Below are 26,884 nucleotides of genomic sequence, written 5' to 3'. Positions count from 1 at the left end.
CGTCGAACTAGGCCTCGGGAGAAGAGCTGGCCCCGCCCCCGTACGCAGCCGACGAAAAGATGTCTCGGGACCCGAAGTAGCCACCTTTTTGTGGGTACTTGGCGGCGGGCGTCAGCCGGGCGAACCTGGTGAAGGGCGGCCGTGGGCTGCGGGAACCTGGTGAGAGGTGGGTGCAAGCGTGATGAGTCAATAGGCTGACTGGCTCTCGGCGAGCTTCTCCAAGCGGCGGTAACCCCAGTCCGAGAGGGGAGCCAGCGCTTCGGAGAGCTCCAGGCCGAACGCGGTCAAGGAGTACACGGTCTTCAGTGGAAGCACATCGTGTACCTCCCGGTGCACCAGTCCGTCGGTCTCCATCTCGCGGAGCGCCTGAGTCAGCACTTTCTCGCTGAGGCCCGGCAGCTCCCGGCGCAGCTCACCCGGGCGGCGCGAGCCGGATTCCAGTAGCCAGAGCAGGGCCGTCTTCCACTTTCCGTCGATCACCGCGATCGCGGCAGTTACCCCGCAGACAGTCGGGTCCTGGGCACGACTGCGCGTCATCTTGACCCCATTCGTAGCAAGTTGTCGATATTTACACGGAGTTGAGCCATGTCCCGAAACGTAACCGAGCACACCGAACACCACGACCAGTCTGCCGTCACCGTCCTCGGGCTGGGGCCGATGGGTCGATCCCTGGCGGGCGCCTTCCTGGATGCCGGACTGCGCGTCACGGTCTGGAACCGGACGCCGGGCCGGGACCGGGAGCTGGTCGCGCGGGGCGCGGTCAGTGCCCGGTCGGCCGAGGAAGCCGTTGTCGCGAGCGGGCTGACCGTGGTCTGCGTCGTGAACTACGACGCGGTGGACGCCATTCTGCGCCGCGAGGCGGTCACCGACGCGCTCAAGGGGAGCACGGTGGTCAACCTGACCGCGGACACGCCTGACCGGGCCCGGGACGCCGCGGCATGGGCGACGGAGCACGGCGTGCGCTACCTGGACGGTGCGATCATGACGCCGGTCACGACCATCGGCACTCCGGCCGCCGTCTTCCTCCACAGCGGCCCGGAGGACCTCTACCGCGAGCATCAGCCCGTCCTGCAGGCGTTGGGCGGCACCCATACTCACCTCGGCGACGACATCGGCCGGGCGGCGGCATACGACATCGCGCTGCTCGACATCTTCTGGACCGCCATGGCGGGATACGCCCACGCCTTGGCGGTGGCCCGCGCAGAAGGGATCTCCGCGCGACAGCTGGCGCCGTTCGCCAAGGGCATCGGCGACATACTCCCGCCCCTCTTCGAAGAGCTCGCGGAGGAAGTGGACAACGGAACCTTCTCCGGCGAGGACAACCCCCTCACCTCGGCCGCGTCATCCATGGCCCATATCGTCCACACCTCCGAGGCCCACGGCATCGACGCGGGTGTGATGCGCGCGGCGGAAGGCCTGGCCCGCCGGGCCATCGGACAGGGGTACGGGGCTGACGGGTTCCTGCGGATCGCCGAGCTCCTGGGTGGCCGTCAATGAAGAGGCCTCGTGGGGGCACGTACGTGTGGTGCGGGAACGTGGTGCTGTCGTGCGCCGGGTGCGGCGCCGGCTGGGGCGGGATTCCGGAGTCGTACTGCTGATCCTGGGGGCGCGGCCGGCACGGGAGAGCTGATTCCGTCCCCCAGCGCCCGGCTGTCGGACCCCGGAAAGTGCTGTTCACCGGCTCGCGTCGCCCCCGCTGTCCGGGCAGGATGCTGACCGTAGTCCTTTTGACCTACGGAGACCGGGACACCGAACGGCGACGGCGCGACCATGACCCAGGCAACGACACCCACGGCGGACACCGTACGACGCCTTGTCCGCTCCCTGCTTCCGGACGGCGGGAGATCCGACATCCGGCCCGTCGGCGCGGGCGCGGAGGCCGCCACCTGGTACGTCGGGACGCGCCATGTGCTGCGGCTCGCCCCGGACCGCGAGGCTTCTGTGCGTCAGCGGCGCGAGCTGCGGCTGCGGGACGTGGTGCGGACGCACCTGCCGGTCGCCGTCCCGGTGAGCATCGCGCACGGCGAGTGGGCGAGCGGGCTGACGTACACGCTCGACACCCTGATCCCGGGCGGCTCCGGCGAGCGGCACGACGTCTCCGCCGTGGGGGAGGCCGATCTGGCGGGGCTGCTCACGGGGCTGCGCGAGGTGCCCGTACGCCAGGCCGAGGCGCTCGGTGTGCCCCGTACCGCGCCACGGTCCCTGGAGGCGCTGCGGGCCGCCGCCGCGCGGGCCGGCGAACGGCTCGGCGCCGCCGACGAGTTCGACGCCGCGCGGCTCCACCAGCTCACCGCGCCCGCCGCCGTCCAGCTCGGGGCGCAGCCGGGGGCCGCCGTTCTCGTCCACCACGGCCTCACGGGTGATCGTCTCGTGGTGAGCGCCGACGGGCGCGTACGCGGCGTCCTCGGCTGGGACGACGCCCTGGTCGGCGACCCCGCCGAGGACATCGCCGGTCTCGCCCGCGCCGTCGGCGCCCCCGCCGCCGTCCGCGCGGCCACCCTCGCCGGATACGGCGCCCGCCCGTGCCTGCGCGGCCTGTGGCTGGCCCGCTGCGACGCCCTGATCCGCCTCGCCGACCGCCTCCGGGGCCACGGCAGCGACCCGCTGCCCCCACTGCGCACCCAGCTGGACCGCGCCTGGGAGGCGATCCTCCTGGAACGCGTCACGGAGCTGCGGGACGAGGACTGATCACCCCCCGGCGTCAGCAGCACCGCATCACTCCTGCGTGAGCACCACGCACGACTCGCCCGGCAAGCTCAACAGCCCATCCGCGCCCGGTACTTCCACCGGCTCCCAGGCCGCCAGCATGCGCACGCGAGCCGTACCGAGAGGGATCGACGCGGGCTCCTTGCCGAGGTTCACCGCCACCCGGACGTCGCCCCGGCGGAATGCCAGCCAGCGGCCCTCCTCGTCGTAGGCGACCTTGACGTCCGAGAGGTCGGGGTCCGTGAGGTCCGGCTGGTCGTGCCTGAGGGCGATGAGTTCGCGGTACCAGGCGAGCACGCGCGCGTGGGGCTCGTTTTCCGGCTCGGACCAGTCCAGGCAGGAGCGGTCCCGGGTCGCCGGGTCCTGCGGGTCGGGGACGTCCTCCTCGGCCCAGCCGTGCGCGGCGAACTCCCGGCGCCTGCCCCGGCGTACGGCCTCGGCCAGCTCGGGATCCGTATGGTCCGTGAAGAACTGCCAGGGCGTGCCCGCCGCCCACTCCTCGCCCATGAACAGCATCGGCGTGAACGGCCCGGTGAGCGTCAGCGCCGCCGCGCAGGCCAGCAGACCGGGGGAGAGGGCGGCCGAGAGCCGGTCGCCCTGGGCGCGGTTGCCGACCTGGTCATGGGTCTGGGAGTAGCCGAGCAGGCGGTGTGAGGAGACGCGCGTACGGTCCAGGGGGCGGCCATGACGCCGGCCGCGGAAGCTGGAGTACGTCCCGTCGTGGAAGAAGCCGCCCGTCAGCGTTTTCGCCACGGCCGCGAGCGGGGCCCGGGCGAAGTCCTCGTAGTAGCCCTGCGACTCACCGGTCAGCGCGGTGTGCAGGGCGTGGTGGAAGTCGTCGTTCCACTGCGCGTGCAGACCGAGCCCGTTCTCCTTGCGGGCCGTGATGAGCCGCGGGTCGGCCAGATCGGACTCGGCGATGAGGAACAGCGGCCGGTCCAGGTCCCCGGAGAGCGCGTCCACGGAGGCCGACAGCTCCTCCAGGAAGTGGTACGCGCGGGTGTCCCGCAGCGCGTGCACGGCGTCCAGCCGCAGGCCGTCGATGCGGTAATCGCGCAGCCAGGCAAGGGCGCTGCCCAGCAGATACGCGCGCACCTCGTCCGAACCGGGCGCGTCCAGGTTGACGGCCGCACCCCAGGGCGTGTGGTGCGTGTCCGTCAAGTACGGGCCGAACTCGGGCAGATAGTTGCCGGAAGGGCCGAAATGGTTGTGTACGACGTCCAGGACGACACCGAGACCCAGCTCGTGCGCCCGGTCGACGAACCGTTTCAGCGCCTCGGGGCCGCCGTACGGCTCGTGCACCGCCCACAGCGAGACCCCCTCGTACCCCCAGCCGTGCCGCCCCGGGAACGGGCACAGCGGCATCAACTCGACGTGCGTGACGCCCAGTTCCGCGAGATGCCCGAGCCGCTCGGCAGCCGCCTCCAGGGTGCCCTCGCGGGTGTACGTGCCCACATGCAGCTCATACAGCACCGCGCCCGGCAGCCCGCGGCCGACCCACTCGGTGCGCCACTCGTACCGCTCCTGGTCGACCACCGCGCTCAGCCCGTCGGGCCCGTCGGGCTGCCGCCGCGAGCGCGGATCAGGCCGTACGGGGCCGTCGTCGACCGCGAAGCCGTAGCGCGTGCCGTGTTCGGCCTCCGCCTCTGCCGTCCACCATCCCGCGCGCTCCGGATCGCGCTCCATCTCCTGTGTGCCGCCCGCGCAGTGGAGCGTCATACGGCCGGCCTGTGGTGCCCACACCTCGAACTGCACGAACGGTTCTCCCTCGTCTGCTCACCGCGATCTCGCCGGTCCCATGGTGCGCCACAGGAGATCAGTCGCGCGGCTGAAACGGCTCGAACGAAGGATTGAACCTCTGTGGGTCGCAATACCGAACCAGAGCCGAACCAGAGGTGTACCAAGTTCCCGGCTAGTTCCTGGTTTTCTGGACACCTCGGCGCCGCTGACCGACAATCACCAGCGTGACGTCGTCTTTCGAGTTCCACACTTATCCCGCCGCGCGGCTGTCGGACGCCGAGCGTGACAGGGCGTTGAGTGTGCTCCGAGAGGGCGCCGCGCTGGGGCGGATCTCGCACAACACGTTCGTCCACCGGATGGAACTCGCACTCGCCGCCCGCACCTCCGACGAACTCGCCGCGCTCACCGCCGATCTGCGCAAGGAGAACCGGTTCTCGCGGCTGGTGTTCGGCACGGTGGAGGCGGTCTCCGGCTTCACCGTACGGCTGCGCAGGGCTTGGCAGTCCGAGAAACTCCCCAAGTTGCTGCTGCCGCGCCCCGACAACCCGTACCCGCTGCGGATCGGCCGCGACCCGGCCAGCGGACTCAGACTCAGCCACGAGACGGTCTCCCGTGTGCACGCCGAACTGACCCGCCAGGGCGGCCTGTGGGTGCTGCGCGACCTCGGCTCGACGAACGGCACCGCCGTGAACGGGCGGCGCGTGATCGGCGCCGCCGTGGTCCAGGCCGGCGATCAGGTCAGCTTCGGGCGCATGACCTTCCGGCTCGCCGTCGACTGACGACTCCTGCCCCGACGGGCGGAACCTCTGCCTCCGGGTAAACGGCCCGCAAAGGGTGAACTACCTGCTCGGACGGCGGTGTTGACGTACCCGCGCGATCGTGACTCACTGTGCGTACACCATCCACAGCAAGTGAAGCAACGGCTACTCGCAGCGGAGGTAAGACCCTGCCGCAACTCCTCCGCTACCCGTCCGTGGACGAGCTGCGCGGCCAGGCGGCGGCGCTCGTCCAGCGTCACCCGAAGGACGCCCGGCTGCGCCGGGTGGGCACCTCACGCGCCGGGCTCCCGATGTGGCTGCTGTCCGTCGGACACGGCAGCCGTCAGGCCCTCGTCGTCGCCGGCCCGCACGCCAACGAACCCGTGGGCGGCGCCACCGCCCTGCGCCTCGCCGAACGCGCGCTGGCCGACCCCCGGCTGTGCGAGGGCGCCGACGCCACCTGGAACCTGCTGCTGTGCCTCGACCCGGACGGCGCCCGCCGCAACGAGGGCTGGCTGTCCGGGCCGTACACCCTCGGCCACTACTTCCGGCACTTCTTCAGACCCGGCTTCCGCGAGCAGCCCGAGTGGCTGCCCGACGGCGCGGACGGCGCCGCCCTGCCGGAGACCCGCGCCCTGCTCGACCTCCAGGACGAACTGCGGCCCTTCCTCCAGTGCTCCCTGCACGGCGTCGACGTGGGCGGCGGCTTCGTCGAGCTGACCCGCGAACTCCCCGGTCTCGCCCCGCGCCTCGCCCACACCGCGGCCCGCCTGGGCATCCCCCTCGAACTCGGGCCGTACGACACGCTGTACTGGCCCACCCTGGGCCCCGCCGTCTACCGCATCCCGCCCCCGCGGCGCGCGGACCTGGCCGCCGCCATCACGGAGGCGGCGGTCGAGTCCACCTGGTTCCACCCGCACCGGTACGGCACGGTGACCGCCGTCGTCGAGGCCCCCATGTGGGGCGTACGGGCCGTGGGGGACGCCTCGCCGTCCGCCGACCCCGATGCGGCTCTACGGGCCGTCAGCCGCACGCTGCGCCGCGACACCCGGCTTCTTCAGGCGCTGCTGACCCGGATCCGCCCCGGCCTCGGCTCGGCCGCGGACACGGCGTCCCTGCTCGCACCGGTCGACGACTATTTACTGGTCTGCCCCGGCCTCGCGGACTCCTGGGACCCCGACACGGCGGTCGACGACGGTACGCATCCGCTGCCGCCGCTCGATACGGCGCGGCTGACCGCGCTGCGTATCTCCGCGCGGCGGATAGCGCTGCGGACGGCGGGGCTGCTGCACCAGCTCGTGACGCGCGCCGGCCGTGATCCGTCCGGGGCGCTGCCGGACCTCGAGCGGCTGATCGACGCGTGGTGCGCTGATTACCACGATGGGTATCAGGCGCGGTGGATTCCGGTCGCGCGGCAGGTTGAGTATCAGGCGCGGGTGGTCCTCCACGCCTTTCAGCTCGCGGGCCGCGCTGCGCCGGTTTCGCGCCCCGGCGCCAGCGCGCTCGGCACGACGCCGGCGAAGGCCGAAGTGCCCTTTGAATGAGCTGAGCGCTCGGCTGGAATTGCAGTTCGCAGCTGCGGGTGCGTCGTGGCTGGTCGCGCCCCGCGGCGGAGCCGCAAATGTCACAGCCGCGCCCCTGAAAGGAAGGCCTGCGGCCTCCTTTCAGGGGCGCGGCTAGGGCCGCGAATCGCGCAGACTACGGGCCGCGCCGACCAGCGCGAGCGCCGCCTCGGGTCCCGCGTAGGAGCGCAGATCGCGGGCCTACTCCGCGCGCTCCCGTGCATGGTGTGCCGCCGCCACGACCGTACGGCTCTGATGTTCCACCTGGTGTTCCAGGGGGACCCAGCGGGCGCGGAAGCGTTCGGCGAAGGCTTCGCTCCAGGAGGCGACCAGGTGCTGTAGGTGAGGGGCCGCGCGGTCGTCCGTCTGCTGGAGGACGCGTAGGAGCATCGCGGCGGCCCGGAGGGGGAGGCGGCGGCCGAAGGCGTCCACGCTGCCTACGTACGCCATCGTCGTGTCCGCCGGAGGGTGACCGGCCCAGTCGTCGGCCAGTCCCGGCACCAGCTCCAGGGCCCACTTCGCGGCCCGCAGCAGCGGCCCGTCGGGGCCCGGCAGGCGGGGCAGGGCCTCGGTGAGGACGCCCTCCACCTGGAGCGAGTCCCGCAGCAGCCGGCGCGCCAGATGGCGCATCGCCGCGTCCGGCGCGGGATGCGGCGCCGGGTCGTCCACCAGGTCGCTGGCCCACATCGGCACCTCGACGACCGCGGTGAGACCGCCGTACCGGTGGGCGTGGTACCAGGTGCTGTGCCGGACGTCGTCCGGGATGCTCGGGTACGGCGCGTTCGTGCCCGGCTCCGGCATCACATGTACCCCGGGCCCGGAGGCGGGCCAGCCCGCGGCGTCCGAGGCGCCCCTCTCGACCGGGATGTGCAGCTCGGCCGCGGACTTGGCGAACGGCTCCGCGAGCCCTGGCACATCCTTCGTCAACTGCACCCAGCTGCCGCCCAGATCGGTCCCGTGGAGCGTCGCCTGGAGGTAGGGACGCAGCTCGTCGATGACCTTCGTGAGGGCACGCGTCTCCGGCGGCAGCCGGTCGGGCGGCAGCACGGACGGCGACCACTCCGGCTGTTCGGCTCCGGCGGGGCGGAAGAACCCGAGGTGATAGTCGAGCAGGGTCCGCGGCGCCGGAGTCTCATGAAGGCTCGCCCCGTCCGGATCCGCACAGAGCAGGAAGTGCCACGACGTGTCGGCCCTCAACTGCCGCTCGTGCAACACCCGTTCCGCCAGCGCCAGCAGAGTGGAACCCCCGGTGGGCTCATTGGCATGAGCTCCCGCGACCACCAGCACGGCCCGCTCGGCATGCCCCAGTGACAGAAGATGCAGCGGTCGTCCCGCCCGCGAGACCCCGACCTGCTCAAGGGAACACAGCCATGGCCGCTGAGCCGCCAACGTCCGGGCCGACTCGACGATTTCGGTCACACTGGGGTAGCGCAGCTCCGGCAGGACACTCACCCCCGTCTCGGACCGCCCGGCTCGCCTTCCGCAGTACTCCACGGTCTGGATGAACTGTCAAGGAGGTGTCCGCGGGCGTACGGAGGTATGAGTGGCGCTGACCTCAGCCACGCGAGCCCTCGGCTTCACCCACCCTCTCCAAGAGCACCACGGGCAACCGCTCGAAAAGCGCCTCCACGCGCGCGTGCCCCGTGAACTCCCGTCCCGGAGTGAGTAGATCGGCCCACCGACCGGCGGGCAGCGGCAGCACTGTGTCGCGCCAACCGCCCGCCTCCTCCAGACGCAGAGACAGGCGGGTGACGGCGGTGATCGCCTCCCCGGACCGTACGAAGGCCACACAGTGCGCGGCGGCCGGGCCGTCCGCCTCGAGCGGGGTGTACGTCGCCGATTCGCCGAAGACTGCGGGGCGTTGCCTCCGAAGTCGTAGTGCGGTCGCGGTGAGTGCGGCCTTCTCGGCGGACAGGTCGTCCGGCTCCTGGGGCGGGAAGTGGGCCGAGCGGCGGTTGTCGGGGTCCACGAGGGCCCGGTACTCGACCTCCGTGCCCTGGTAGACGTCCGGCACGCCCGGCATCGTCAGGTGGACGAGGGCGGACCCGAGGACGTTCGCCCGTACATGCGGCTCCAGGGAGGCCCTGAACTCGGCCGCACGCCGCCCTGGCGCCCCGCAGGGCCCCGCCCTGAGGAAGGCGGCGACGGAGGCCTCGTACGCGGGATCCTGCTCCGTCCACGAGGTGAACAGGCCGGCCTCCCTGACGTGCTTCAACAGGGCGCCCTGGAGCCGTTCCTCGGCCGCGGGCCCGAGACCGACCGCCGTCTGCCACGCCGCCCACGCCACCTGCGGATCCGGCGCGCCCACCCCGTCGACCGCCGTCTGCCCGGTCACCTCGGCCAGCAGGTCGGCCCAGCGCAGAGGGCACTGGGTGAGGACGGAGATCGCCGCCCGGACGTCGGCGCTGCGCTTGGTGTCGTGGGTGGACAGCGCGGTGCCGGTGGCGGGCCAGTCGCGCTGCACGCGCGCGCAGTACGCGTGGAAGTCCTCCGGGGGCACGGCCGGGTACTCCGGCTCGCCGCCCACCTCGTTGGCCGAGAGGACGGGCACGTACCGGTAGAAGGCCGTGTCCTCGACGGACTTGGCCCGCAGCGCCGACGCGGTCTGCGCGAACCGCGCCCGGAAGCCCTCGAGCGCGGGCCCCTCCCCGGTCCGGCCGAGCACCAAGTCCCGTACGGCGTCGACCGCGTGAGCCTCCTCGGGCACCGTGAAGGCCCCGCGCGCCTCGTGTGCGGCCTCCTCGGTGACGACCGCGGCGGCGTCCCCGGAGGCGTACGGGCGGTAGACCTGGAGACGTACGAGGAGTTCGCGCAGCGCGGTGCGGAGGGCCCAGGGGGCGTGGTCGCGCAGCGCGGGGTCCGGGGACGTACGGCACAGGCGGTCGGCCTCGCGGGTCAGGCGGTCGATCTCGGTCGCCAGCTCGTGATGGACCACCTTGTACGCGGCCCGCCGCACCGTCGCCTCCCAGACGCCGCCACGGTCGGCTTGAGGCGCCGCGAATCGCCGGTACTGGCCGAGGAGTTCGCCCGCGCCCGCCGGGTCCGTGAACAGGCCGTCGATGTGCCGCAGCGCGTCGTACCCGGTGGTGCCGGCGACCGGCCAGGCGGCGGGCAGCGGTTCGCCGTCCGCGAGGATCTTCTCGACCACCGTCCAGCGCCCGCCCGTCGCCTCGTGGAGCCGCTGGAGGTACGTGTCGGGGTCCGCGAGGCCGTCGGGGTGGTCGATCCGCAGGCCGTCGACCACGCCTTCGTCCAGCAGCTGAAGGATCTTCGCGTGGGTGGCGTCGAACACCTCAGGGTCCTCGACCCATACCCCGATGAGCTCCGAAATGCTGAAGAAACGGCGGTAGTTGAGCTCGGTGCGGGCCAGCCGCCACCACCCCAGGCGGTACCACTGGGCGTCCAGAAGCTGCGGCAGCGGCAGCTTCTCGGTGCCGGGGCGCAAGGGGAATGCGTGTTCGTGGTAACGCAGCACGTCGCCGTCGACCTCCAGGTGGTCGAGCTGCGTGCCAAGCCTGCCCCCGAGCACCGGCAGCAGCATCCGGCCGTCCTGGGCCTCCCAGTCGATGTCGAACCAGCGCGCGTACGGCGAGTCCGGGCCCTCGCGCAGCAGCTCCCACAGGGCGCGGTTGTGCCGCGGGACCATCGCCATGTGGTTCGGCACGATGTCCACCACGAGGCCCAGGCCGTGCTCCCGGGCTGTGCGCGCCAGGGAGCGCAGGCCGTCCTCGCCGCCGAGTTCGTCCCGCACGCGCGCGTGGTCCACCACGTCGTAGCCGTGCAGGGAGCCGGGCACGGCCTCCAGCACCGGCGACAGGTGCAGGTGCGAAACGCCGAGCGCGGCCAGGTACGGGACGGCTGTCTCGGCGGCGCCGAACGGGAACTCCGGCTGAAGCTGGAGCCGGTAGGTGGCGGTCGGCGCCGGTTCGTTGCGCTCAGGTGTCATGGCAACGTACGTACCCGCAAGTGAGCCTTTCGTGTCATAGACGCGCGCACGGGTGACTTTCCGAAGCCCGGTGCAGTATCGCGCCCCTCCAGGGGCGCGGTGCTGTATCGATTTGCGGCTCCGCCGCGTGGGCGCGACCAGCCACGACGGACCCGCAACTTTCGACCGCATCCCAGCGGCGCGCCCCGCGGCGGAGCCGCAGTCCCGCGCCCCTTACGGGGCGCGGGACTGCGGCATCACGCCGGCCGCTGCAGCACCACCACGCTGCGGTCCACCAGCGTCAGACGATCCCCCGCCTGCACCTTCGGCCCCGTCCCCGGCGGTACCCCCTCTGCCCGCGACGTATCGACCACCACCTGCCACTGCCTGCCGTGATCGACCGGCACCACGAACTCCATCGTCTTCGGAGACGCGTTGAACATCAGCAGGAACGAGTCGTCGGTGATGCGCTCCCCGCGCGGCCCAGGCTCGGAGATCGCGTTGCCGTTGAGGAAGACGGACAGGGCGCGGGCCTGTGTGGAGTTCCAGTCGCGTTGGGTCATCTCCTCGCCTGCCGGGGTGAACCAGGCGATGTCGGACAACTCGTCGTGGGTGCCCTGCACGGGGCGCCCGTGGAAGAAGCGGCGCCGCCGGAAGACGGGGTGCTCGCGGCGCAGCCACACCATCGCGCGGGTGAACGCGAGCAGGCCGCCGCCGTCCGCGGGGTCTTCGAGGTTCTCCGGCCACGGCACCCAGGCCAGCTCGTTGTCCTGGCAGTACGCGTTGTTGTTGCCGCCCTGCGTGCGGGCGAACTCGTCGCCGTGGCTGAGCATCGGTACGCCCTGGGAGAGCATCAGCGTCGCGATGAAGTTCCGCATCTGCCGTGCCCGGAGTTCCAGGATCTCCGGGTCGTCGGTCTCGCCCTCGACTCCGCAGTTCCAGGACCGGTTGTGGCTCTCGCCGTCGCGGTTGTCCTCGCCGTTCGCCGCGTTGTGCTTCTCGTTGTACGACACCATGTCGTGCAGCGTGAAGCCGTCGTGGCAGGTCACGAAGTTGATCGAGGCGAGCGGCCGCCGGCCGTCGTCCTGGTAGAGGTCCGAGGATCCCGTCAGCCGGGACGCGAACTCCGCGAGCGTGCGCGGCTCGCCGCGCCACAGGTCCCGTACGGTGTCGCGGTACTTGCCGTTCCACTCGGTCCACAGCGGCGGGAAATTGCCCACCTGGTAGCCGCCCTCGCCGACGTCCCAGGGCTCGGCGATCAGCTTCACCTGGGAGACCACCGGGTCCTGCTGCACCAGGTCGAAGAACGACGACAGCCGGTCCACCTCATGGAACTGCCGGGCGAGCGTTGCCGCGAGGTCGAAGCGGAAACCGTCGACGTGCATCTCGGTGACCCAGTAGCGCAGCGAGTCCATGATCAGCTGGAGTACGTGCGGGGAGCGCATCAGCAGGGAGTTGCCGGTGCCCGTGGTGTCCATGTAGTAGCGGGGATCGTCGGTGAGCCGGTAGTACGAGGCGTTGTCGAGGCCCCTGAAGGACAGCGTCGGCCCCAGGTGGTTGCCCTCGGCCGTGTGGTTGTAGACGACGTCCAGAATGACCTCGATGCCCGCTTCATGTAGCGCGCGTACGGCCGACTTGAACTCCAGGACCTGCTGCCCGCGGTCGCCCCAGGAGGCGTACGCGTTATGGGGGGCGAAGAAACCGATCGTGTTGTAGCCCCAGTAGTTGTTCAAGCCCATGTCGACCAGACGGTGGTCGTTCACGAACTGGTGGACCGGCATCAGCTCCAGCGCCGTGACCCCGAGCTCCGTGAGGTGCTCGATGATCGCGGGATGCGCCAGCGCCGCGTACGTGCCGCGCAGCTCGTCCGGCAGTGCCGGATGGCGCATGGTCAGGCCCTTCACATGGGCCTCGTAGAGCACCGTTTCGTGGTACTCGGTGCGGGGGAGCCGGTCGTCGCCCCAGTCGAAGTACGGGTTGACCACCACCGAGGACATCGTGTGGGGTGCCGAGTCGAGATCGTTGCGCTTGTTCGGCGAGCCGAAATGGTAGCCGTACACCTCCTCGCCCCAGTCGATGCTGCCGCTGATGGCTTTCGCGTACGGATCGAGCAGCAGCTTCGCGGAGTTGCAGCGCTGTCCGCGTTCGGGTGCGTACGGACCGTGCACACGGAAGCCGTAGCGCTGTCCCGGCATGATGCCGGGCAGGTACGCGTGCCGCACGAACGCGTCGGCCTCCCGCAGCTCTATCGCCGTCTCCGAACCGTCGTCATGGAGCAGACACAGCTCGATTCGGTCGGCGGCCTCCGAGAAGACCGCGAAGTTGGTGCCGGCGCCGTCATATGTGGCACCGAGTGGGTACGCCTGTCCAGGCCAGACCTGCATGGATACGACTCTTCCAGTTGTGCGACGTCGCGTGGGGCGACTCCGGCCCGAGTCTCCCCGAAAGTGATGGAACCACCTATGACTTACGTCCCTCTTACCGACCGACCAGTGCATACGCGGTATGCCAGTGGGGCGCAAGTGACTCTTAGGGATACAGGGGAGCAGGGGGGAATGTGCGCAAGATAGTGCACCGTCATCTGGGCAAGGTGGTCGCGGGGGCGGGTATCGCGGTGGCCACGACCGCCGTGATGGTCGCCGTCACGCTGCCGGGCTCGGCGGGGGCCGACGACTCCGGCACCGGCGCGGGGGCCGGTCAGAGCGGCCAGCAGGCGGGCCAGGAGGGTCAGGGAGCGGCGGGCCAGGCCGGTGTGCGGCCGGGGGTCGTCGAGCGGGCCCCGGCGGAGGGCGACACCGGTGAGGGGCGTGATCCGCTCACCGAGGACGAGACCGAGCGGGTCGAGCAGCTTGCCCTGGACCGGCAGCTGCGGCGCTCGAGCGAGAACGTCGAGGGCGAGGCGGGCGGGCCGCAGCCGCTCACCGTCGACCTCGCGGATCCCGAGGCGAGCGAACTGGACGACGCGGACGCGCCGCGCCGTGCCGAGGTGTCGTTCTACGACTACAAGGACGACGCGCTCGTCACGAAGACCGTCAACCTCGACACCGGCAAGGTCGAGGCGACGGACACCCAGGAGGGTGTCCAGCCGCCGCTCAGCCGTGACGAGAACGTCGAGGCCGCGGAGCTTCTGATCGCCGACCCGCTCGGCGCGGGCCTGAAGGCGGACTACAAGGACGCCACCGGCAACGAACTGACCAAGCCCGACCAACTGCTGCTCAACAGCATGGTCTACCGGGCGAACCCGGGTACGCCCGCCGCTCTCGCCGACTGCGGAGAGCACCGCTGCCTGCGTCTGTTCGTGAAGGTCAAGAACGGGCCCTGGATCGACACCCGTGACCTGGTGATCGACCTCAGCGCCCGCAAGATCGCCAAGGTCGGCTGACCCGAGCCGCATCAGTTCGCTTTTCCAACTCACGCTCTTCTTTAAGGAAGTCATCACTCCATGCGCGTGAACAGAATCAGCCGTGCCCGCAGCCGGACGATGGTGGGCCTGTCGGTGGCCGCCCTGACCGTCGGCGCGACCTCCGCCGCGGGACCGGCCGCCGCCAAGCCCGCGGCCAAGCCGAAGGCCGCCCCCGCGGCGGCCGCCGACTGCAGCGCGGCGTACAAGATCGAGCAGAAACTCGCCGGCGGCACCACGTGGACGATGTGCTGGCACTACGAGAGCGAGGCCGGGCTCGTCCTGGAGAACATCTCGTACCAGCCCAAGGGCGAGCCCCGCCCGATACGCGTCCTCACCAGTGGGAAGCTCGCCCAGATCCACGTCCCCTACGACGACGGATCCGTCGAGTACGACGACCTCACCGGCGCCGGCTTCGGACAGGGCCTGATGAACATGGCCCCCGGAGAGTGCCCCGGCGGCACCATCAAGACCGTCAAGGTCCCGGACGCCATCGACCCGGAGCAGCCGAACGTCAAGGGCCTGTGCACCACGACCCGCTCCCGGGGCCACGCCTACCGCATGCAGGGCGACACTGCGAACAAGGTCTACCAGCAGCAGGGCAAGGACCTGCTCGTCTACACCGTCAACCAGGTCGGCTGGTACGAGTACATCACCGAGTGGCGCTTCCAGGACGACGGCCAGATCAACATGAACGTCGGCGCCACCGGCAGCCTCTCACCCGGCGACTACGACGCCGGTGACGGCCGCGGCTGGCCCATCGGCAAGGGCGCCAAGGACTACGCCACCAGCCACAGCCACAACGTCTTCTGGCGGCTCAACTTCGGCCTCGACGGCAACTCCAAGAACAAGGTCGAGCAGTACGACTCCAAGGTCAGCCCGCCCGCCCAGGGCGGCGAGGCCCCGCGCAACAAGACCACGCGCACGCCGATCACCAAGGAACTCGCGGGCGACGCCAAGAACATGCGCTGGTGGCGGGTCGTCAGCACGACCGGCAAGAACAAGGACGACCACGCTCGTTCGTACGAGCTCGTCCCCGGCGCCACGTCCAAGTACCCGGGCCGCAGCTACACCAAGCACGACGTGTACTTCACCCAGTACAAGAAGTGCGAGCAGTTCGCCAGCCACAACCTGCGCAACTGCGGGGCCGGAGCGGGCAAGTCCGTTGACAAGTGGGTCAACGGACAGAACCTCACTCACCCGGTGGCCTGGGTGAACATCGGCTTCCACCACGTCGCCCGGGACGAGGACCAGCAGCCGATGCCGGTCCACTGGCAGGGCTTCTCGCTCACCCCGCGTGACGTCACCGCTATGAATCCGCTCACTCCGCCCGCCCTTGCCGATCAGAACGGTCAAGTGGAATAAGGACGTTGAGAAACGACCTGTCCATCCGGCTGCACCGTTGACCGCGCACGGAGTACCCTTCCTTGATCATTGGCTGGGGGAGTGCTCGGGGGAGCGGAAGGCGGTGCGCGGGTGGGCTCGGGAGGGCGGGAGTTGCCTCCTGGTGACGTAGGTCACGAGGGGAACTCCACGGACGTCCCGCCCGGGGCGGTGTCTCTGGCGAGACCGATGGAAATCGGTGCGGAGCTGGACTGGGGCGCCGACGCCTGGGGCGAGGTGCGCACGCGCGCGCAGCGGGCCGGGCGCGCGTACATATGGCTGAACCTGGTCGAACAGCGGCTGCGCGCGGTCGTGGCCGCTGTTCTGCGCCCCATCTACGAACCCGTGCACGGCGAGGACGACTGGGTGGTCGCCGCCGCCGGGCCCGCCGGTCAGGAGTGGGTGCAGCGCGCGGTCGCGGTACGCGAAGTCAGCCGCCGCAAGGGCTACTTGCTCGACCCGGCCGACGACAACGTCCTCAGCTTCCTCACCCTGCCGCAGCTGCGTGAGCTGATGGTGCAGCACTGGCCCTGCTTCGAGCCGTACTTCGACGAGCGCCGGGACGTCGAACTCGCCCTGGACGAACTGGAAGTCACCCGGAACGTCGTATCCCGCAACCGCGCCCTGTCCGAGGCCGTGCTGGCCCAGGCCGAGCGCGCCTCGGCGAGACTCCTGGAGATACTCGGGGCGGGCAGCGATGTGCCGTCCGCGCGGCGGCTGCCCGTCGACGCCGTCGAGAACCTGGTCGGTGACCGTTACGCGGACGTGGTGGGCGTACACCCCGACCGGGTCCGGCTGATGCGGCAGTTCCCCGCCGAGGACCTCTTCGGCAGCGCCCGCCGCCTCGACGCCATCGGCATCGGCCTGAACCTCCTGGTGCAGAACTTCTCCGGACGCCGGCTCGTACGCCTCGCCGAGTCCGGCTGCCGGGTGCGGCTGCTGTTCCTGAACCCCGCCTCGAGCGCCGTGAAGCGACGCGAGCGCGAACTCGGCATCAAGCGCGGCGAGTTGAGCCGCTCCGTCGAGATGAACATCCTCCATATGCGGCGCGTGAGGGCCCGGCTGCGCGATCCCGGCGCCTTCCAGATCCAGGTCTACGACGAGACCCCCCGCTTCACCGCGTACCTCGTCGACGGGGACGGCTCGGACGGCATAGCGGTCGTCCAGTCATATCTGCGCCGGACGCGGGGGATGGAGGCGCCGGTGCTCGTACTGCGCGGTGGCGGACGTGTGGTCAAAGCGGAGGACACCGGCGAAGAGGGGCTTTTCGGTACGTATCGCGAGGAGTTCGAGCTGGCTTGGGCGGATTCGCGGCCTGTGTCCTGACAACTCCCGTGACCGGTGAAGGGAACGAGCGGCGTGGGCGGCGCAATGGGAGGCGGATGGGGTGGCGATAAGCGGAACGCGGTCCTCTGATTGTCAGTGGCTCATGGGATCGTAGAGATCACTGGGGGAACGCACCACGAAGAAGGGGGCCCGGTATGGGCTGGCACGGCGAGCTGCTGATCGGCTTCGACCTGGAGACGACCGGGACGGATCCGCGCGAGGCGCGCATCGTCACGGGAGCCGTGATCGAGGTCAGGGGCGGGGAACCGATAGGGCACCGCGAGTGGCTGGCCGATCCGGGAGTCGAGATTCCCGCGGACGCGGTGGCGGTACACGGCATCAGCAACGAACGGGCGGCCGCGGAGGGCCGCCCCGCCGATGAAGTGGCCGACGCCATCGCCTCGGTACTCGTCTCGTACTGGAAGACGGGCGTCCCGGTCGTGGCGTACAACGCGGCCTTCGACCTGACCCTGCTCTCCGCCGAACTGCGCCGCTACGACCTGCCCTCACTGCGCGAACGCCTCGACGGCCTCGCTCCGGCACCGGTCATCGACCCGTACACCATCGACCGCTCCGTGGACCGCTACCGCCGCGGCAAGCGCAACCTCGAGGCGGTCTGCGCGGAGTACGGAGTAGCCCTCGACTCCGCCCACGACGCCTCGGCGGACGCCCTGGCCGCGGCCCGCCTCGCCCACGCGATAGCCGTCCGCCACCCGAAGATCGCGGCCCTCGGCCCGGCGGAACTGCACCGCCGCCAGATCGAGTGGTACGCCGAGTGGGCGGCAGACTTCCAGAACTTCCTGCGCCGCAAGGGCGACGCGACGGCGGTGGTGGACGGGACGTGGCCGCTGCGGGATTCGGCGAGCGAGCGGGTCTGAGGGCGCGTCGGGCGCAGGGCGCTGGCGGGATGCGGTGACACCGAGCGCCGAGCGCAGGCCGCGCACGGGACGCGGTGACGCCGCGGCTGCGGCGTGGCCGCCTTGCTCGGCGTCGGATGTCTCGGCTGCCGGCGCCGCTGTCGGCGCCCGGCGGACGGCCGTTGGCAGACGGCGAAGTGGCCGACGGTTGCGGCGTACCGCTGAGCGGCGGGCCCGCGTCCGTCCTCGACGACACTGCGACGGCGCGACGGGGCGCGGCGGCGGGGACGTCACTCCGTACTGCGCAGTGCGACCCAGGTCTCGCGGGCCACGACGCCGTCGGCGGCCAGTCCCTTGCCGCTTTGGAAGCTGCGTACCGCGGACTCCGTGCCGGGGCCGAACTCGCCGTCCACGCCGGTGTTTCCCACGCTGTATCCGCGCTTCGTCAGCATGCACTGCAGCTGCAGCACGCGTTTGCCGCTGTCTCCCGGGCGTGTACGTCCGTTGCCGGAGTAGTGCGTGCAGTCGGAGATCCAGGGCGGGGTTGCGGGCTCGGGGGGCGGACTGCTCGGGGACGGAGTGGCGTCAGTGGGGGCGCTGGTCTTGGTGCCGGGAGCGGAGGGATCGTTTCGCCGGTCGTCGTCGGCGGGGTTGGAGGCCTCAGGGCGCGAGGCGTCTACGTCGCGGCCGTTGGCGCCGTTGCCGGACGCGCCGTTGCCGGAGGCTCCCTTACCAGTCGCACCCGGGGTAGCCGTCCCGTCCGAGGCGCCCGGCGTCGGCGAGGCGTCGGCACCGCCTGGCACGGTGCTGTCGGCGGTCGTCGCACCGGCTCCCGGAGTCGAAGCGTTCGTGTCGGTGTCCTGAGGAATGAGCATGAAGATCCCGGCGGCCACCGCGCAGAGGGTGACGGCCGCGGTGACAGCCAGCACCGGCTTCCTCCGTGCCCAAGGACGGGTTCCCACCGGGCCTGACCGCCCCGTGGACTGCCCTGGCGGTGTGACGTCGGAAGGAGCTGCCGCCTGCGCTGGTGCTCCGGAACCGGGCGGAGAGGGCTGGGACACCGGCCCGGAACCGGGCGGAGAGGGCTGAGGCGCCGACCCGGAAGGGGTCCGTGGCTCCGCCATCGGCCGGTTGTCCGAGGACCATCGGTTGTCCGAGGACCGCCGGTTGTCCGAGGACCGTAGACGAGTCGTCTGTTCGACGGGGAGGCGGTGCAGCGCCTCGTACGCCTGCTGCCGTGCGAGCACCTTGCCGCGCAGCGGCTCGGGCCAGGTCGACGTCCCGGAGTGCGCTCCGGCCGCCGCGTCGATCAGGTCCTGAGGGGCGGGCCGCATCGCAGGTTCCTTCGACAGACAGTCGGACAGCAGCGAACCGAGCGCCGCGTCCGCCGCCGAGACCTTGCCCATCACCTCCGGGTTCGGCTCCTCGAACGCCACCCGGTGCATCACATCCACACCCGTGCCGTCACCGAACGGGCCACGCCCCGTCGCCGCGTAGACCAGCGTTCCGGCCAGCGAGAAGACATCCGACGCCGTGTCGCACAGGCCCGTCCGCAGGTGCTCCGGCGACATATAGGCCGGAGTTCCCACCCGGTTGCCCGTACCGGTGATCGCGCTGGCGTCCGCGGCCTTCGAAAGACCGAAGTCGATCACATGCGCGCCCTGGACGGACAGCAGAACGTTGGACGGCTTCAGGTCCCGGTGCACGATCCCCGTGGCGGCGAGGTCGGAAAGCGCCTGCCCGAGTTCCTTCACCAAACGCCAGATCGTGGCGGTCTCCAGGGCGCCGTCCTCGCGTATGGCATCGGCCAGATCGAGTCCCGGGACGTACTCGGTGGCTATCCACAGCAGTTCGTCCTCAAAGCCCGTGCCGCATAAGCGCGGCGTGCGCGGTGTACGGACCCGCGCGTGCACCGACGCCTCATGCTTGAACCGGCGCCGGAACTGGGCGTCCTCCGCGTACTCCGGCCTGATCACCTTCACCGCGACCAGGCCCGGGCAGTCGTCCGCGGGACGAGCCAGATAGACCCGTCCCATGCCACCGCTGCCGAGCGTCCCCAGCGGCACATAGGGGCCGACACGGCCCGGGTCGCCGGGCCGCAGGGGTGCGGCACCGGTTTCCCGCAGTGCGGCAGCCTCGTTCGTCGCTGAGTCCGGTGACTCCGGTGGCGCCGGCCGCTGTTGTGACACGTACCCCCCGAAGTGCTTTCATGCGTACGTCAGTTCGCCCCCACTGGAATCACGAGGCTAACCTCCGGCCGGACCTGCGGTCAGCCCTTCAACCACTTCTGTCACGCGAGCCGCCAGGGATGGCTTGATCTGGTGCAGGACTCGCGATCCGCTCCACCCGTGGCTCGGCGACGCGCGCGTAGTCCTCGCCGGAGATGACCAGGGAGCGGTCGAGACGGGCGGCGTTGAAGTAGAGCCTCGGCTGCGCCACGACGTCCGGGTCGGCGACGAGTTCGAGGTCGGGGTCGAAGCTGAAGGGGAGGACGGTGCCGGGTACGGCGTGGGCCAGGCGCTCGGCGGTCGCCGCGTCGCTGAAGCCGGCGTAGCGGGCGGCGTAGAGCGTCCGGACGGCGTCGAGGTCCACGCGGCGGTCTCCGGGGACGACCGCGAGGACGTGACGCGTGGTCTTCCTGTCCAGCTTGACCCTCAGGACGATGCACTTCGCGGCCTCGGAGGTGGGGTGACCGCGGAGTGCGCTGACGGCTTCGGTGGAACCTTCGGGCTCGTGGTCGATGAGTTCGTATGCGATGGAGGAGGTGTCGAGCAGGGTGATCAGACGGTCGTAGGTTTCGTGGGTGTGGGTGTGGGTGTGGGTGGCGGCGGGGCTGTCGGGCATGCGGGGTCCTCTTCGGTGACGTTCGGGTGCGTGGGGTTCGGGGGCTTGGCGTCCGGGCGCCTGGCGTCCGGGTGCGTGGCGGTTGTGAAGTCCGTGGTGCGGTGGGCGCGTTCGATGGCCTGGCCCCAGTACGTTCCGGCGACCATCAGGGCCGCGCCGAGACCGGTGAGTACGGTGAAGTGCTCGCCCGCGAGGCCGATGCCGACCGCCGCGGCCCAGATCGGTTCGGTGCCGAGCAGGAGGCTGGCCCGGCTGGCCGAGGTGCGCTGGACGGCCCACGTCTGCGCGAGGAACGCGAACACGCTGCAGAACAGGGCGAGGTAGAGCAGCTGCGCCCAGGCCGCGAGGCCGACGTGCGCCAGGTCCGGTACGTCGCGGGCAGCGGGCGCCAGGAACAGAGCCGAGCCGACGAGAGTCTGAACCGCCGTCAGCTGCAGCGGACGTATCGTCCGGCCCGCGGTGAGCCGTCCGACGAGGACCACGTGCGCCGCCCGCACCACCGCGGCGCCGAGCATCAGCAGGTCACCGAGGCGGAGTGCGTGGAACCCGTTGCCGGCCATGAGGAGCCCGACGGCCAGCACGCACACCCCGGCGGCGACGAAGAAGACCGGAGGCAGACCACCACGGTGGCCCGAGCGGTCCAGGAGAGGGGTGAGCACGATGGTCAGGCTGATGATCAACCCCGCGTTGGCGGCGCTCGTGTGGGCGACGCCGTAGGTCTCGATCAGCAGGACGGCCGCCTGGGTGACTCCCAGCGGCACACCGGCCCGGATCTCCTCGCGGGTCCACCCACGGGTCCGCCCATGGGGTCCCCGACGGGCGGCGGCGACCAGGCCGAGGCAGGCGAGCGCGGACAGCGCGTACCGCGCGAACAGCACCCCCAGAACCGGGAGCGCGGCGGCCGCCGTCTGGGCGGAGAGATAACTCGAGCCCCAGACGAGGGCGACAAGGAGAAGTACCGCATCGGTACGGCGGGCATCAGGCACGCGCCCACCTTGCCTTTCCCGCTCGATGAAGCCCAGGGCCACCTTCTTAAGCAACCCTTTAGCATCCCTACACTGAGCCAATGGACGAACGGCAGCTGAGGATCCTGCGGGAGCTCGGCGAACTGGGCAGCGTCACCGCCGTAGCCGAGGCGCTGCTGGTGACGCCCTCGGCGATCTCGCAGCAACTGCGGCTGCTGCAACGCGCGATGCCCGTCCCGCTCACCGAACGCCAAGGGCGAAGACTGGTCCTCACCGACGCCGGGCAGGCACTGGCCGACGCGGCGATCGAGGTGCAGACGGCGCTGGAGCGGGCGCGGCACACCGTCGCCGAGTTCGTCGACCGGCCGGACGGCGAGGTGTCGCTGGCGGCCTTCCACAGCGCGGGCTCGGCGTTCTTCCCCTTGCTGCTACGGGCCGTCGCCGCACCCGGCGGACCCCAACTCGCCCTCGCCGACGAGGACGTCCCGCAGGCCGACTTCCCGCCGCTGACCAGGCAGTACGACCTCGTACTCGCCCACCGCCTCGAGCACGCGCCCCCGTGGCCGCGCACCGTGACCGCGACCACGCTGCTGCGCGAACCGCTCGACGTCGCCATGCCCGCCGATCACCCGCTGGCCGTGAAGCGCCGGCTCGTACCACGCGACGTGGCCGACCAGCCGTGGATCACCGTGCATGACGGCTTCCCTCTCATGGCCACCATCGAGGCGATCGCCACCGCCGCGGGTCAACGGCTCCAACTCGCCCACCGCATCAATGAGTTCGCCGTGGCCGCCGAGGCAGTCGCCGCAGGCGGAGGCCTCGCCCTGATGCCCCGCTGGACCACCCGCCCACATCCCGACCTGGTCCTCAAGCCCCTCACCGGCGTACGGGCCCGACGCCACATCGACGCCCTCTACCGCCCCGAACGCACCGCACGCAAAGCCGTCCGCACGGTCCTGACCGAGCTGCACCGCGCAGCCGACGTGATCCGCCGCCGGGACCGCTGAACCTCAGCCGGGCCTCAGAACGAATACCACCGCACGGTCGCGTCCCCCTCCCGCAGCGAAGCCACCCGCCGTTCGAACTCCTTCCGTGCCTTCGGGTTGCTCGGTGCGTGCTGGGCCACCCAGGCGCAGCTGGCCGTCTCGCGCGCCCCGCGCAGTACGGCGCAGCCCTCCCACTCGCGTACGTCCCAGCCGTATGCGTCGGTGAAGGAGTCGTAGGCCTCGGCCGGGAGCCCGTAGCGGTCGCGGGACAGGGCCATGACCACCAGGTCGTGTTCGCGCAGGTCTGCGGAGAAGGTTTCCAGGTCGACCAGGACGGGGCCGTCGGGGCCGACGTGGACGTTGCGCGGGAGGGCGTCGCCGTGGATCGGACCTGGGGGCAGATGCGGGGTGAGCGCGGCGGCGGAGGTCGTGAAGCCGTCGCGGCGTTCGCGCAGGTACGCGGCGTCCGCCGGGTCGATTGCGTCGCCCGCGAGCCGGAGCCAGCGCTCGACGCCGCTCAGCAGTTCGCGTCGCGGCAGGTTGAAGGCGGGGGTGGGCAGGGCGTGCACCCTCCGGAGCAGTTCGGCGAGATCGCGGGGCTCGGCGGGGCGTATGGGCTTGGGCAGCCGGTGCCACACCGTCACTGGGTGGCCGGCCACGAGCCGCGCCTCGGGTTCGGCGGCCCGGACCGCGGGGACGTCCGCCTCCGCGAGCCAGTGCGCTACGGCCAGCTCCCGCCGCGCCCGGTCGAGGAGTTCGGCGTCGCGCCCTACTTTGACGACCAGGTTGCCGACGGCGAACACGGCGTTCTCGCCCAGGGCGAGGAGTTCGGCGCCGTCTCGGCCGAGTCCCGCCGCGGCGAGCACGTCCCGCGCCTGTGCCTCGTCCATCAATTGCCTCCTGTGGCCGCCTGTGCGCTCCGCTGGGTGGGCGGTTCGAATCTGCGGGTCCGTCGTGGCTGGTCGCGCCCCGCGGCGGAGCCGCAAATGTCACAGCCCCGCGCCCCTGAAAGGAAGGCCTGCGGCCTCCTTTCAGGGGCGCGGTACCGAAGCGGACTTCGGGAAGTCCGCCTAGTCCGGCATCAGACACGTACGCGCCTCGTGCCCGCGTCCGACGTCGAGATCGCGCCATCCGCCGCCCAGTGTCGCATTCGCCCAGGTGGGAGCCCGCGCCCGGATCCCGACAGCCCCTAGGAAGGGCGCCCGAAAACAGATTGCACGAGACGTTCCGTCTCGCGTACGGTCTCCGGCATGACCACACCCCGCCCCGCCCACATCGCCATGTTCTCCATCGCCGCCCACGGGCACGTGAACCCGAGCCTCGAGGTGATCCGTGAGCTCGTGGCCCGCGGGTACCGCGTGACGTACGCGATTCCGCCGGCCTTCGCCGAGAAGGTCGCCGAGACGGGTGCCGAGCCCAAGCTCTGGAACTCCACACTGCCAACCGACGACGACCCGGAAGCGTGGGGCACCGAGTTGATCGACAATATCGAGCCGTTCCTCAGTGACGCTCTCCAGGCGGAGCCGCAGCTCGCGGCGGCGTACGAGGGGGACGAGCCGGACTTGGTCCTGTACGACATCACGGCGTACCCGGCTCGTACCCTGGCTCACCGCTGGGGCGTACCGATCGTGCAGTTCTCACCGAACCTCGTGGCCTGGGAGGGGTACGAGGAGGAGATCGGCAAGCCGACGTTCGAGCCGCTCAAGCAGACACCGCGCGGCAAGGTCTTCTACGAGACCTTCGCGCGCTGGATCGCCGACAGCGGCATGGGCCTCAGCGTCGAGGACTTCATGGGCCGCCCCGACCGCTGCCTCGTCCTCATCCCCGAGGCACTCCAGCCCAACGCCGACCGCGTCGACCGGAGTCGCTACACCTTCGTCGGCGCCTGCCAGGGCGACCGCTCGGGGCAGGGCGACTGGCAGCGCCCGGCCGACGCCGAGCGCGTACTGCTCGTATCCCTGGGATCGACTTTCACCAAGCAGCCCGGCTTCTACCGCGAGTGCCTCAAAGCCTTCGGCGACCTGCCCGGCTGGCACATGGTGCTCCAGATCGGCAAGCACGTAGACCCGGCCGAGCTCGGCACGATCCCTGCCAACGTGGAAGTACGGGACTGGGTCCCGCAGTTGGCGATCCTGAAGCAGGCCGACGCCTTCATCACCCACGCGGGTGCGGGCGGCAGTCAGGAGGGGTTGGCCACCGGGACGCCGATGGTCTGCGTGCCCCAGGCCGCCGACCAGTTCGGCAACGCCGACGTGCTCCAGTCCCTCGGCGTCGCCCGCCACGTGCCCACCGACGAGGCGACGGCCGAGACCCTCCGCGAGGCCGTCCTCGCCCTGACCGGCGACCCGGAGGTGGCACGTCGCCTCAAGGAAATCCAGGAGCAGATGGCAGCCGAAGGCGGCACGCAGCGCGCGGCAGACCTGATCGAGGCGGAACTCGCTGCGGCCCAGGGGGAACCCCTAAGCCACCCCTAAGCCCGGGTCAGCTCCGCAAGCTTGACCACAGTGTTCCAGTTGCGGCTGGTGGCAATCAGGCCCTTCACCAGCCGCGGCTTCGACAGGGCCTCGGCCAGCTTGGAGCGGCCGAGGCCATCAGGGACGTACAGGTAGAGGCAGCGGTCACCGAGGCGGAACTCCTCGGGGAGGAAGGCCTGTTGGTCGATCGGCGCGAACCGTTCGGGTGCGACCGGCGCGGAGAAGTACGTGATGTGCAGCTGCTTGGGCTGGAGTTCGGCCGCCGGGAACGGGCAGGCCTCCAGCACCGCCTGAAGGTACGCGTGGTCGCGGACCAGGACGTCGACGGTGAAGCCGAAGTGCTTCTCGATGGCTGCGGTGATGTCGGCGGCGAGGGAGTCCTCGTCGCCGCCGTCCGCGGTGAAGATCGCGTTGCCGCTCTGGAGGTACGTGCTCACCCCGCCGAAACCGACTCCCTGCAGCAGCGTGCGCAGTTCGGCCATCGGCACCTTCTTGCTGCCGCCCACGTTGATCCCGCGCAACAGCGCCGCATATGTCGTCATACGCACACCATAGAACCGCCGCACACGACAGATCCGCGTACGACAAACACGACAGATCCGCATACGACGAAGCGGCCGCCGTGCCCCGTGGGGGCGAGCACGACGGCCGCGGTCGGAGACGTTACTCGCTTATTCGACGATCTTCAGGAGCTTGTTCGGCGTGCCCGGGGACGCGTTGGAGATCGTGTCCGGGATCGCGCCGTCGGAGAGCGCCTTGGTGACCGCCGCCGGGTCGGCGTCGGGGTTGCCGGCCAGGTAGACGGCGGCGGCGCCCGCTACGTGCGGGGTCGCCATGGACGTACCGGAGATGGTGTTGGTGGCGTCGTCGCCGGTGTTCCAGGCGGAGGTGATCTCCGAGCCGGGGGCGTAGATGTCCACGACGGAGCCGAAGTTGGAGAAGTCCGACTGCTGGTCGTCCTCGGTGGAGGAGGCGACCGTGATGGCCTCGGGGACGCGGGCCGGTGAGCCCTGGCTCGCGTCGGCGGACTCGTTGCCCGCCGCGACGGCGAAGGTGACGCCGGACGCGATGGCCTTCTTCACGGCCGCGTCGAGGGCTTCGTCGACGGTGCCGCCGAGGCTCATGTTGGCGACGGACGGGCCCTCGGCGTTGGCGGTGACCCAGTCGATGCCCGCGACGACCTGCTCGGTGGTGCCGGAGCCCTGGTCGTCGAGGACGCGGACGCCGACGATCTTCGCCTTCTTGGCGACGCCGTGCGCCTCGCCCGCGATGGTGCCCGCGACGTGGGTGCCGTGGCCGTTGCCGTCCTGCGCGACGTTGTCGTTGTCGATCGCGTCGAAGCCGTCCGTGGCACGGCCGCCGAAGTCGCTGTGGCTGACGCGGACTCCGGTGTCGATGACGTACGCGGTGACGCCCTCACCGGCGCTGTCGGGGTAGTTGTAGGCGCCGTCGCCCGCGGTCTCGGTCTGGTCGATGCGGTCCAGGCCCCAGGAGGGCGGGTTGGCCTGGGTGGCGTCGATGTGGAACTTCTTGTTCTGGACCACCTTGGCGACCGACGGATCGCCGGCCAGCCGCTTGGCCTCGGTCTCCGAAAGACCGGACGCGGAGAAGCCGTTGACTGCCGAGGCGTACGTGCGCTTCAGGGAACCGCCGTACTCCTGGGCGAGGTCCTTCTTGGCGCCCTTGGTGGCCTTCTCGTCGAGCAGCACGATGTAGCTGCCGGAAACGGCGCCCTTGGCGTCGAGGCCGTAGACCTTGCCCTCGGCCACAGGGGCCGCACCGGCGGTGGTGCCGGCGACGACGGTCACGCCCACCGCGGTGGCGGTGGTGGCTATGGCCGCGATCAGCCTGATTCTGCGGGCACGCTGGGTTGTTGCCATGGAGAGGGTTCTCCTCTGGGTTCTGTGGGGGGATTTGTGGGGGGACTTGCTTGTGTGGGGAAACTCGCCGCCGGGCAC

Annotated in this window: 20 protein-coding genes and 1 pseudogene; 10 read left to right on the top strand and 11 right to left on the bottom strand. The window is 70.8% G+C overall.

Features of this window, described 5'->3' with window-relative positions:
* Positions 1-186: 186 nt before the first annotated feature.
* Positions 187-537: a winged helix-turn-helix transcriptional regulator gene (locus ACQEVY_RS10465; protein ID WP_432947119.1), complete on the bottom strand. Its 351-nt coding sequence runs from the start codon at positions 535-537 to the stop codon at positions 187-189.
* Positions 538-585: 48 nt separating this feature from the next.
* On the opposite strand from ACQEVY_RS10465, the gene ACQEVY_RS10460 reads away from it, so the two are divergent.
* Positions 586-1,497, top strand: coding sequence for an NAD(P)-dependent oxidoreductase (locus tag ACQEVY_RS10460; protein WP_432947117.1), 912 nt, complete (start codon positions 586-588; stop codon positions 1,495-1,497).
* Positions 1,498-1,770: 273 nt separating this feature from the next.
* A complete protein-coding gene (locus ACQEVY_RS10455) occupies positions 1,771-2,688 on the top strand; it encodes an aminoglycoside phosphotransferase family protein (RefSeq protein ID WP_432947115.1) in 918 nt (305 codons plus the stop codon).
* Positions 2,689-2,715: 27 nt separating this feature from the next.
* On the opposite strand, the gene treZ is transcribed toward ACQEVY_RS10455, so the two are convergent.
* The gene (gene treZ / locus ACQEVY_RS10450) at positions 2,716-4,461 is read right to left on the bottom strand and encodes a malto-oligosyltrehalose trehalohydrolase (protein WP_432947113.1); all 1,746 of its coding nucleotides are present in this window, start codon (positions 4,459-4,461) and stop codon (positions 2,716-2,718) included.
* 209 nt (positions 4,462-4,670) lie between these two features.
* On the opposite strand from treZ, the gene ACQEVY_RS10445 reads away from it, so the two are divergent.
* Positions 4,671-5,225, top strand: a complete 555-nt coding sequence (locus tag ACQEVY_RS10445) for a DUF1707 and FHA domain-containing protein (protein ID WP_328767929.1) — start codon at positions 4,671-4,673, stop codon at positions 5,223-5,225.
* A gap of 194 nt (positions 5,226-5,419) precedes the next feature.
* Positions 5,420-6,748 carry a M14 family zinc carboxypeptidase gene (locus ACQEVY_RS10440; protein WP_432947111.1) on the top strand — a complete coding sequence of 443 codons (1,329 nt, stop codon included), beginning with the start codon at positions 5,420-5,422 and terminating at the stop codon, positions 6,746-6,748.
* 219 nt (positions 6,749-6,967) lie between these two features.
* Here the strand turns inward: ACQEVY_RS10440 and ACQEVY_RS10435 are convergent, their stop codons facing one another.
* The 3 genes from ACQEVY_RS10435 to glgX form a co-directional block, all read right to left on the bottom strand.
* Positions 6,968-8,218: a M14 family zinc carboxypeptidase gene (locus ACQEVY_RS10435; RefSeq protein ID WP_432947109.1), complete on the bottom strand. Its 1,251-nt coding sequence runs from the start codon at positions 8,216-8,218 to the stop codon at positions 6,968-6,970.
* 103 nt (positions 8,219-8,321) lie between these two features.
* Positions 8,322-10,712: a malto-oligosyltrehalose synthase gene (gene treY, locus ACQEVY_RS10430; RefSeq protein ID WP_432947107.1), complete on the bottom strand. Its 2,391-nt coding sequence runs from the start codon at positions 10,710-10,712 to the stop codon at positions 8,322-8,324.
* 236 nt (positions 10,713-10,948) lie between these two features.
* The gene (gene glgX / locus ACQEVY_RS10425; protein ID WP_432947105.1) at positions 10,949-13,075 is read right to left on the bottom strand and encodes a glycogen debranching protein GlgX; all 2,127 of its coding nucleotides are present in this window, start codon (positions 13,073-13,075) and stop codon (positions 10,949-10,951) included.
* Positions 13,076-13,248: 173 nt separating this feature from the next.
* On the opposite strand from glgX, the gene ACQEVY_RS10420 reads away from it, so the two are divergent.
* The 4 genes from ACQEVY_RS10420 to ACQEVY_RS10405 all read left to right on the top strand — a co-directional run bounded on the left by ACQEVY_RS10420 (position 13,249) and on the right by ACQEVY_RS10405 (position 17,678).
* A complete protein-coding gene (locus ACQEVY_RS10420) occupies positions 13,249-14,073 on the top strand; it encodes a Tat pathway signal sequence domain protein (protein ID WP_432947103.1) in 825 nt (274 codons plus the stop codon).
* Positions 14,074-14,133: 60 nt separating this feature from the next.
* Positions 14,134-15,456: a copper amine oxidase gene (locus ACQEVY_RS10415; RefSeq protein WP_432947101.1), complete on the top strand. Its 1,323-nt coding sequence runs from the start codon at positions 14,134-14,136 to the stop codon at positions 15,454-15,456.
* Positions 15,457-15,567: 111 nt separating this feature from the next.
* Positions 15,568-16,800 (top strand): SAV2148 family HEPN domain-containing protein, encoded by a 1,233-nt coding sequence (locus ACQEVY_RS10410; protein ID WP_432947099.1) that lies wholly within the window; start codon positions 15,568-15,570, stop codon positions 16,798-16,800.
* A gap of 155 nt (positions 16,801-16,955) precedes the next feature.
* Entirely contained in the window at positions 16,956-17,678 is a 723-nt protein-coding gene (locus ACQEVY_RS10405; RefSeq protein ID WP_432947097.1) for a 3'-5' exonuclease, read from the top strand.
* Between the two features lie 269 nt (positions 17,679-17,947).
* On the opposite strand, the gene ACQEVY_RS10400 is transcribed toward ACQEVY_RS10405, so the two are convergent.
* From ACQEVY_RS10400 to ACQEVY_RS10390, 3 genes are all read right to left on the bottom strand, one after another.
* Positions 17,948-19,846, bottom strand: coding sequence for a protein kinase domain-containing protein (locus ACQEVY_RS10400; RefSeq protein WP_432947095.1), 1,899 nt, complete (start codon positions 19,844-19,846; stop codon positions 17,948-17,950).
* Between the two features lie 88 nt (positions 19,847-19,934).
* Entirely contained in the window at positions 19,935-20,501 is a 567-nt protein-coding gene (locus tag ACQEVY_RS10395) for a YbaK/EbsC family protein (RefSeq protein WP_432947093.1), read from the bottom strand.
* Positions 20,438-21,487, bottom strand: a complete 1,050-nt coding sequence (locus ACQEVY_RS10390) for a DMT family transporter (RefSeq protein ID WP_432947091.1) — start codon at positions 21,485-21,487, stop codon at positions 20,438-20,440. Before ACQEVY_RS10390 ends, ACQEVY_RS10395 begins: the two co-directional genes overlap by 64 nt.
* An 80-nt stretch (positions 21,488-21,567) precedes the next feature.
* Here ACQEVY_RS10390 and ACQEVY_RS10385 point away from each other — a divergent pair, with 80 nt between their 5' ends.
* A complete protein-coding gene (locus ACQEVY_RS10385; RefSeq protein WP_432947089.1) occupies positions 21,568-22,473 on the top strand; it encodes a LysR family transcriptional regulator in 906 nt (301 codons plus the stop codon).
* Between the two features lie 14 nt (positions 22,474-22,487).
* On the opposite strand, the gene ACQEVY_RS10380 is transcribed toward ACQEVY_RS10385, so the two are convergent.
* A complete protein-coding gene (locus ACQEVY_RS10380) occupies positions 22,488-23,342 on the bottom strand; it encodes a phosphotransferase enzyme family protein (protein ID WP_432947087.1) in 855 nt (284 codons plus the stop codon).
* Positions 23,343-23,665: 323 nt separating this feature from the next.
* Here ACQEVY_RS10380 and mgt point away from each other — a divergent pair.
* A pseudogene (gene mgt, locus ACQEVY_RS10375) lies at positions 23,666-24,926 on the top strand (macrolide-inactivating glycosyltransferase).
* Here mgt and ACQEVY_RS10370 read toward each other — a convergent pair.
* On the bottom strand, positions 24,923-25,468 hold the full coding sequence (locus tag ACQEVY_RS10370) for a DUF1697 domain-containing protein (RefSeq protein ID WP_432947085.1): 546 nt from the start codon (positions 25,466-25,468) through the stop codon (positions 24,923-24,925). The pseudogene mgt and the gene ACQEVY_RS10370 sit on opposite strands and share 4 nt — an antisense overlap.
* A gap of 129 nt (positions 25,469-25,597) precedes the next feature.
* A complete protein-coding gene (locus ACQEVY_RS10365; RefSeq protein WP_432947083.1) occupies positions 25,598-26,806 on the bottom strand; it encodes a S8 family peptidase in 1,209 nt (402 codons plus the stop codon).
* Positions 26,807-26,884: the final 78 nt, after the last annotated feature.

Origin of the sequence: Streptomyces sp. CA-288835 (assembly GCF_050936385.1) — a bacterium.
Classification (GTDB): Bacteria; Actinomycetota; Actinomycetes; order Streptomycetales; family Streptomycetaceae; genus Streptomyces.
The sequence above is the reverse complement of the archived record's forward strand: the minus strand, read 5'-3'. Positions and strand labels throughout refer to the sequence as shown.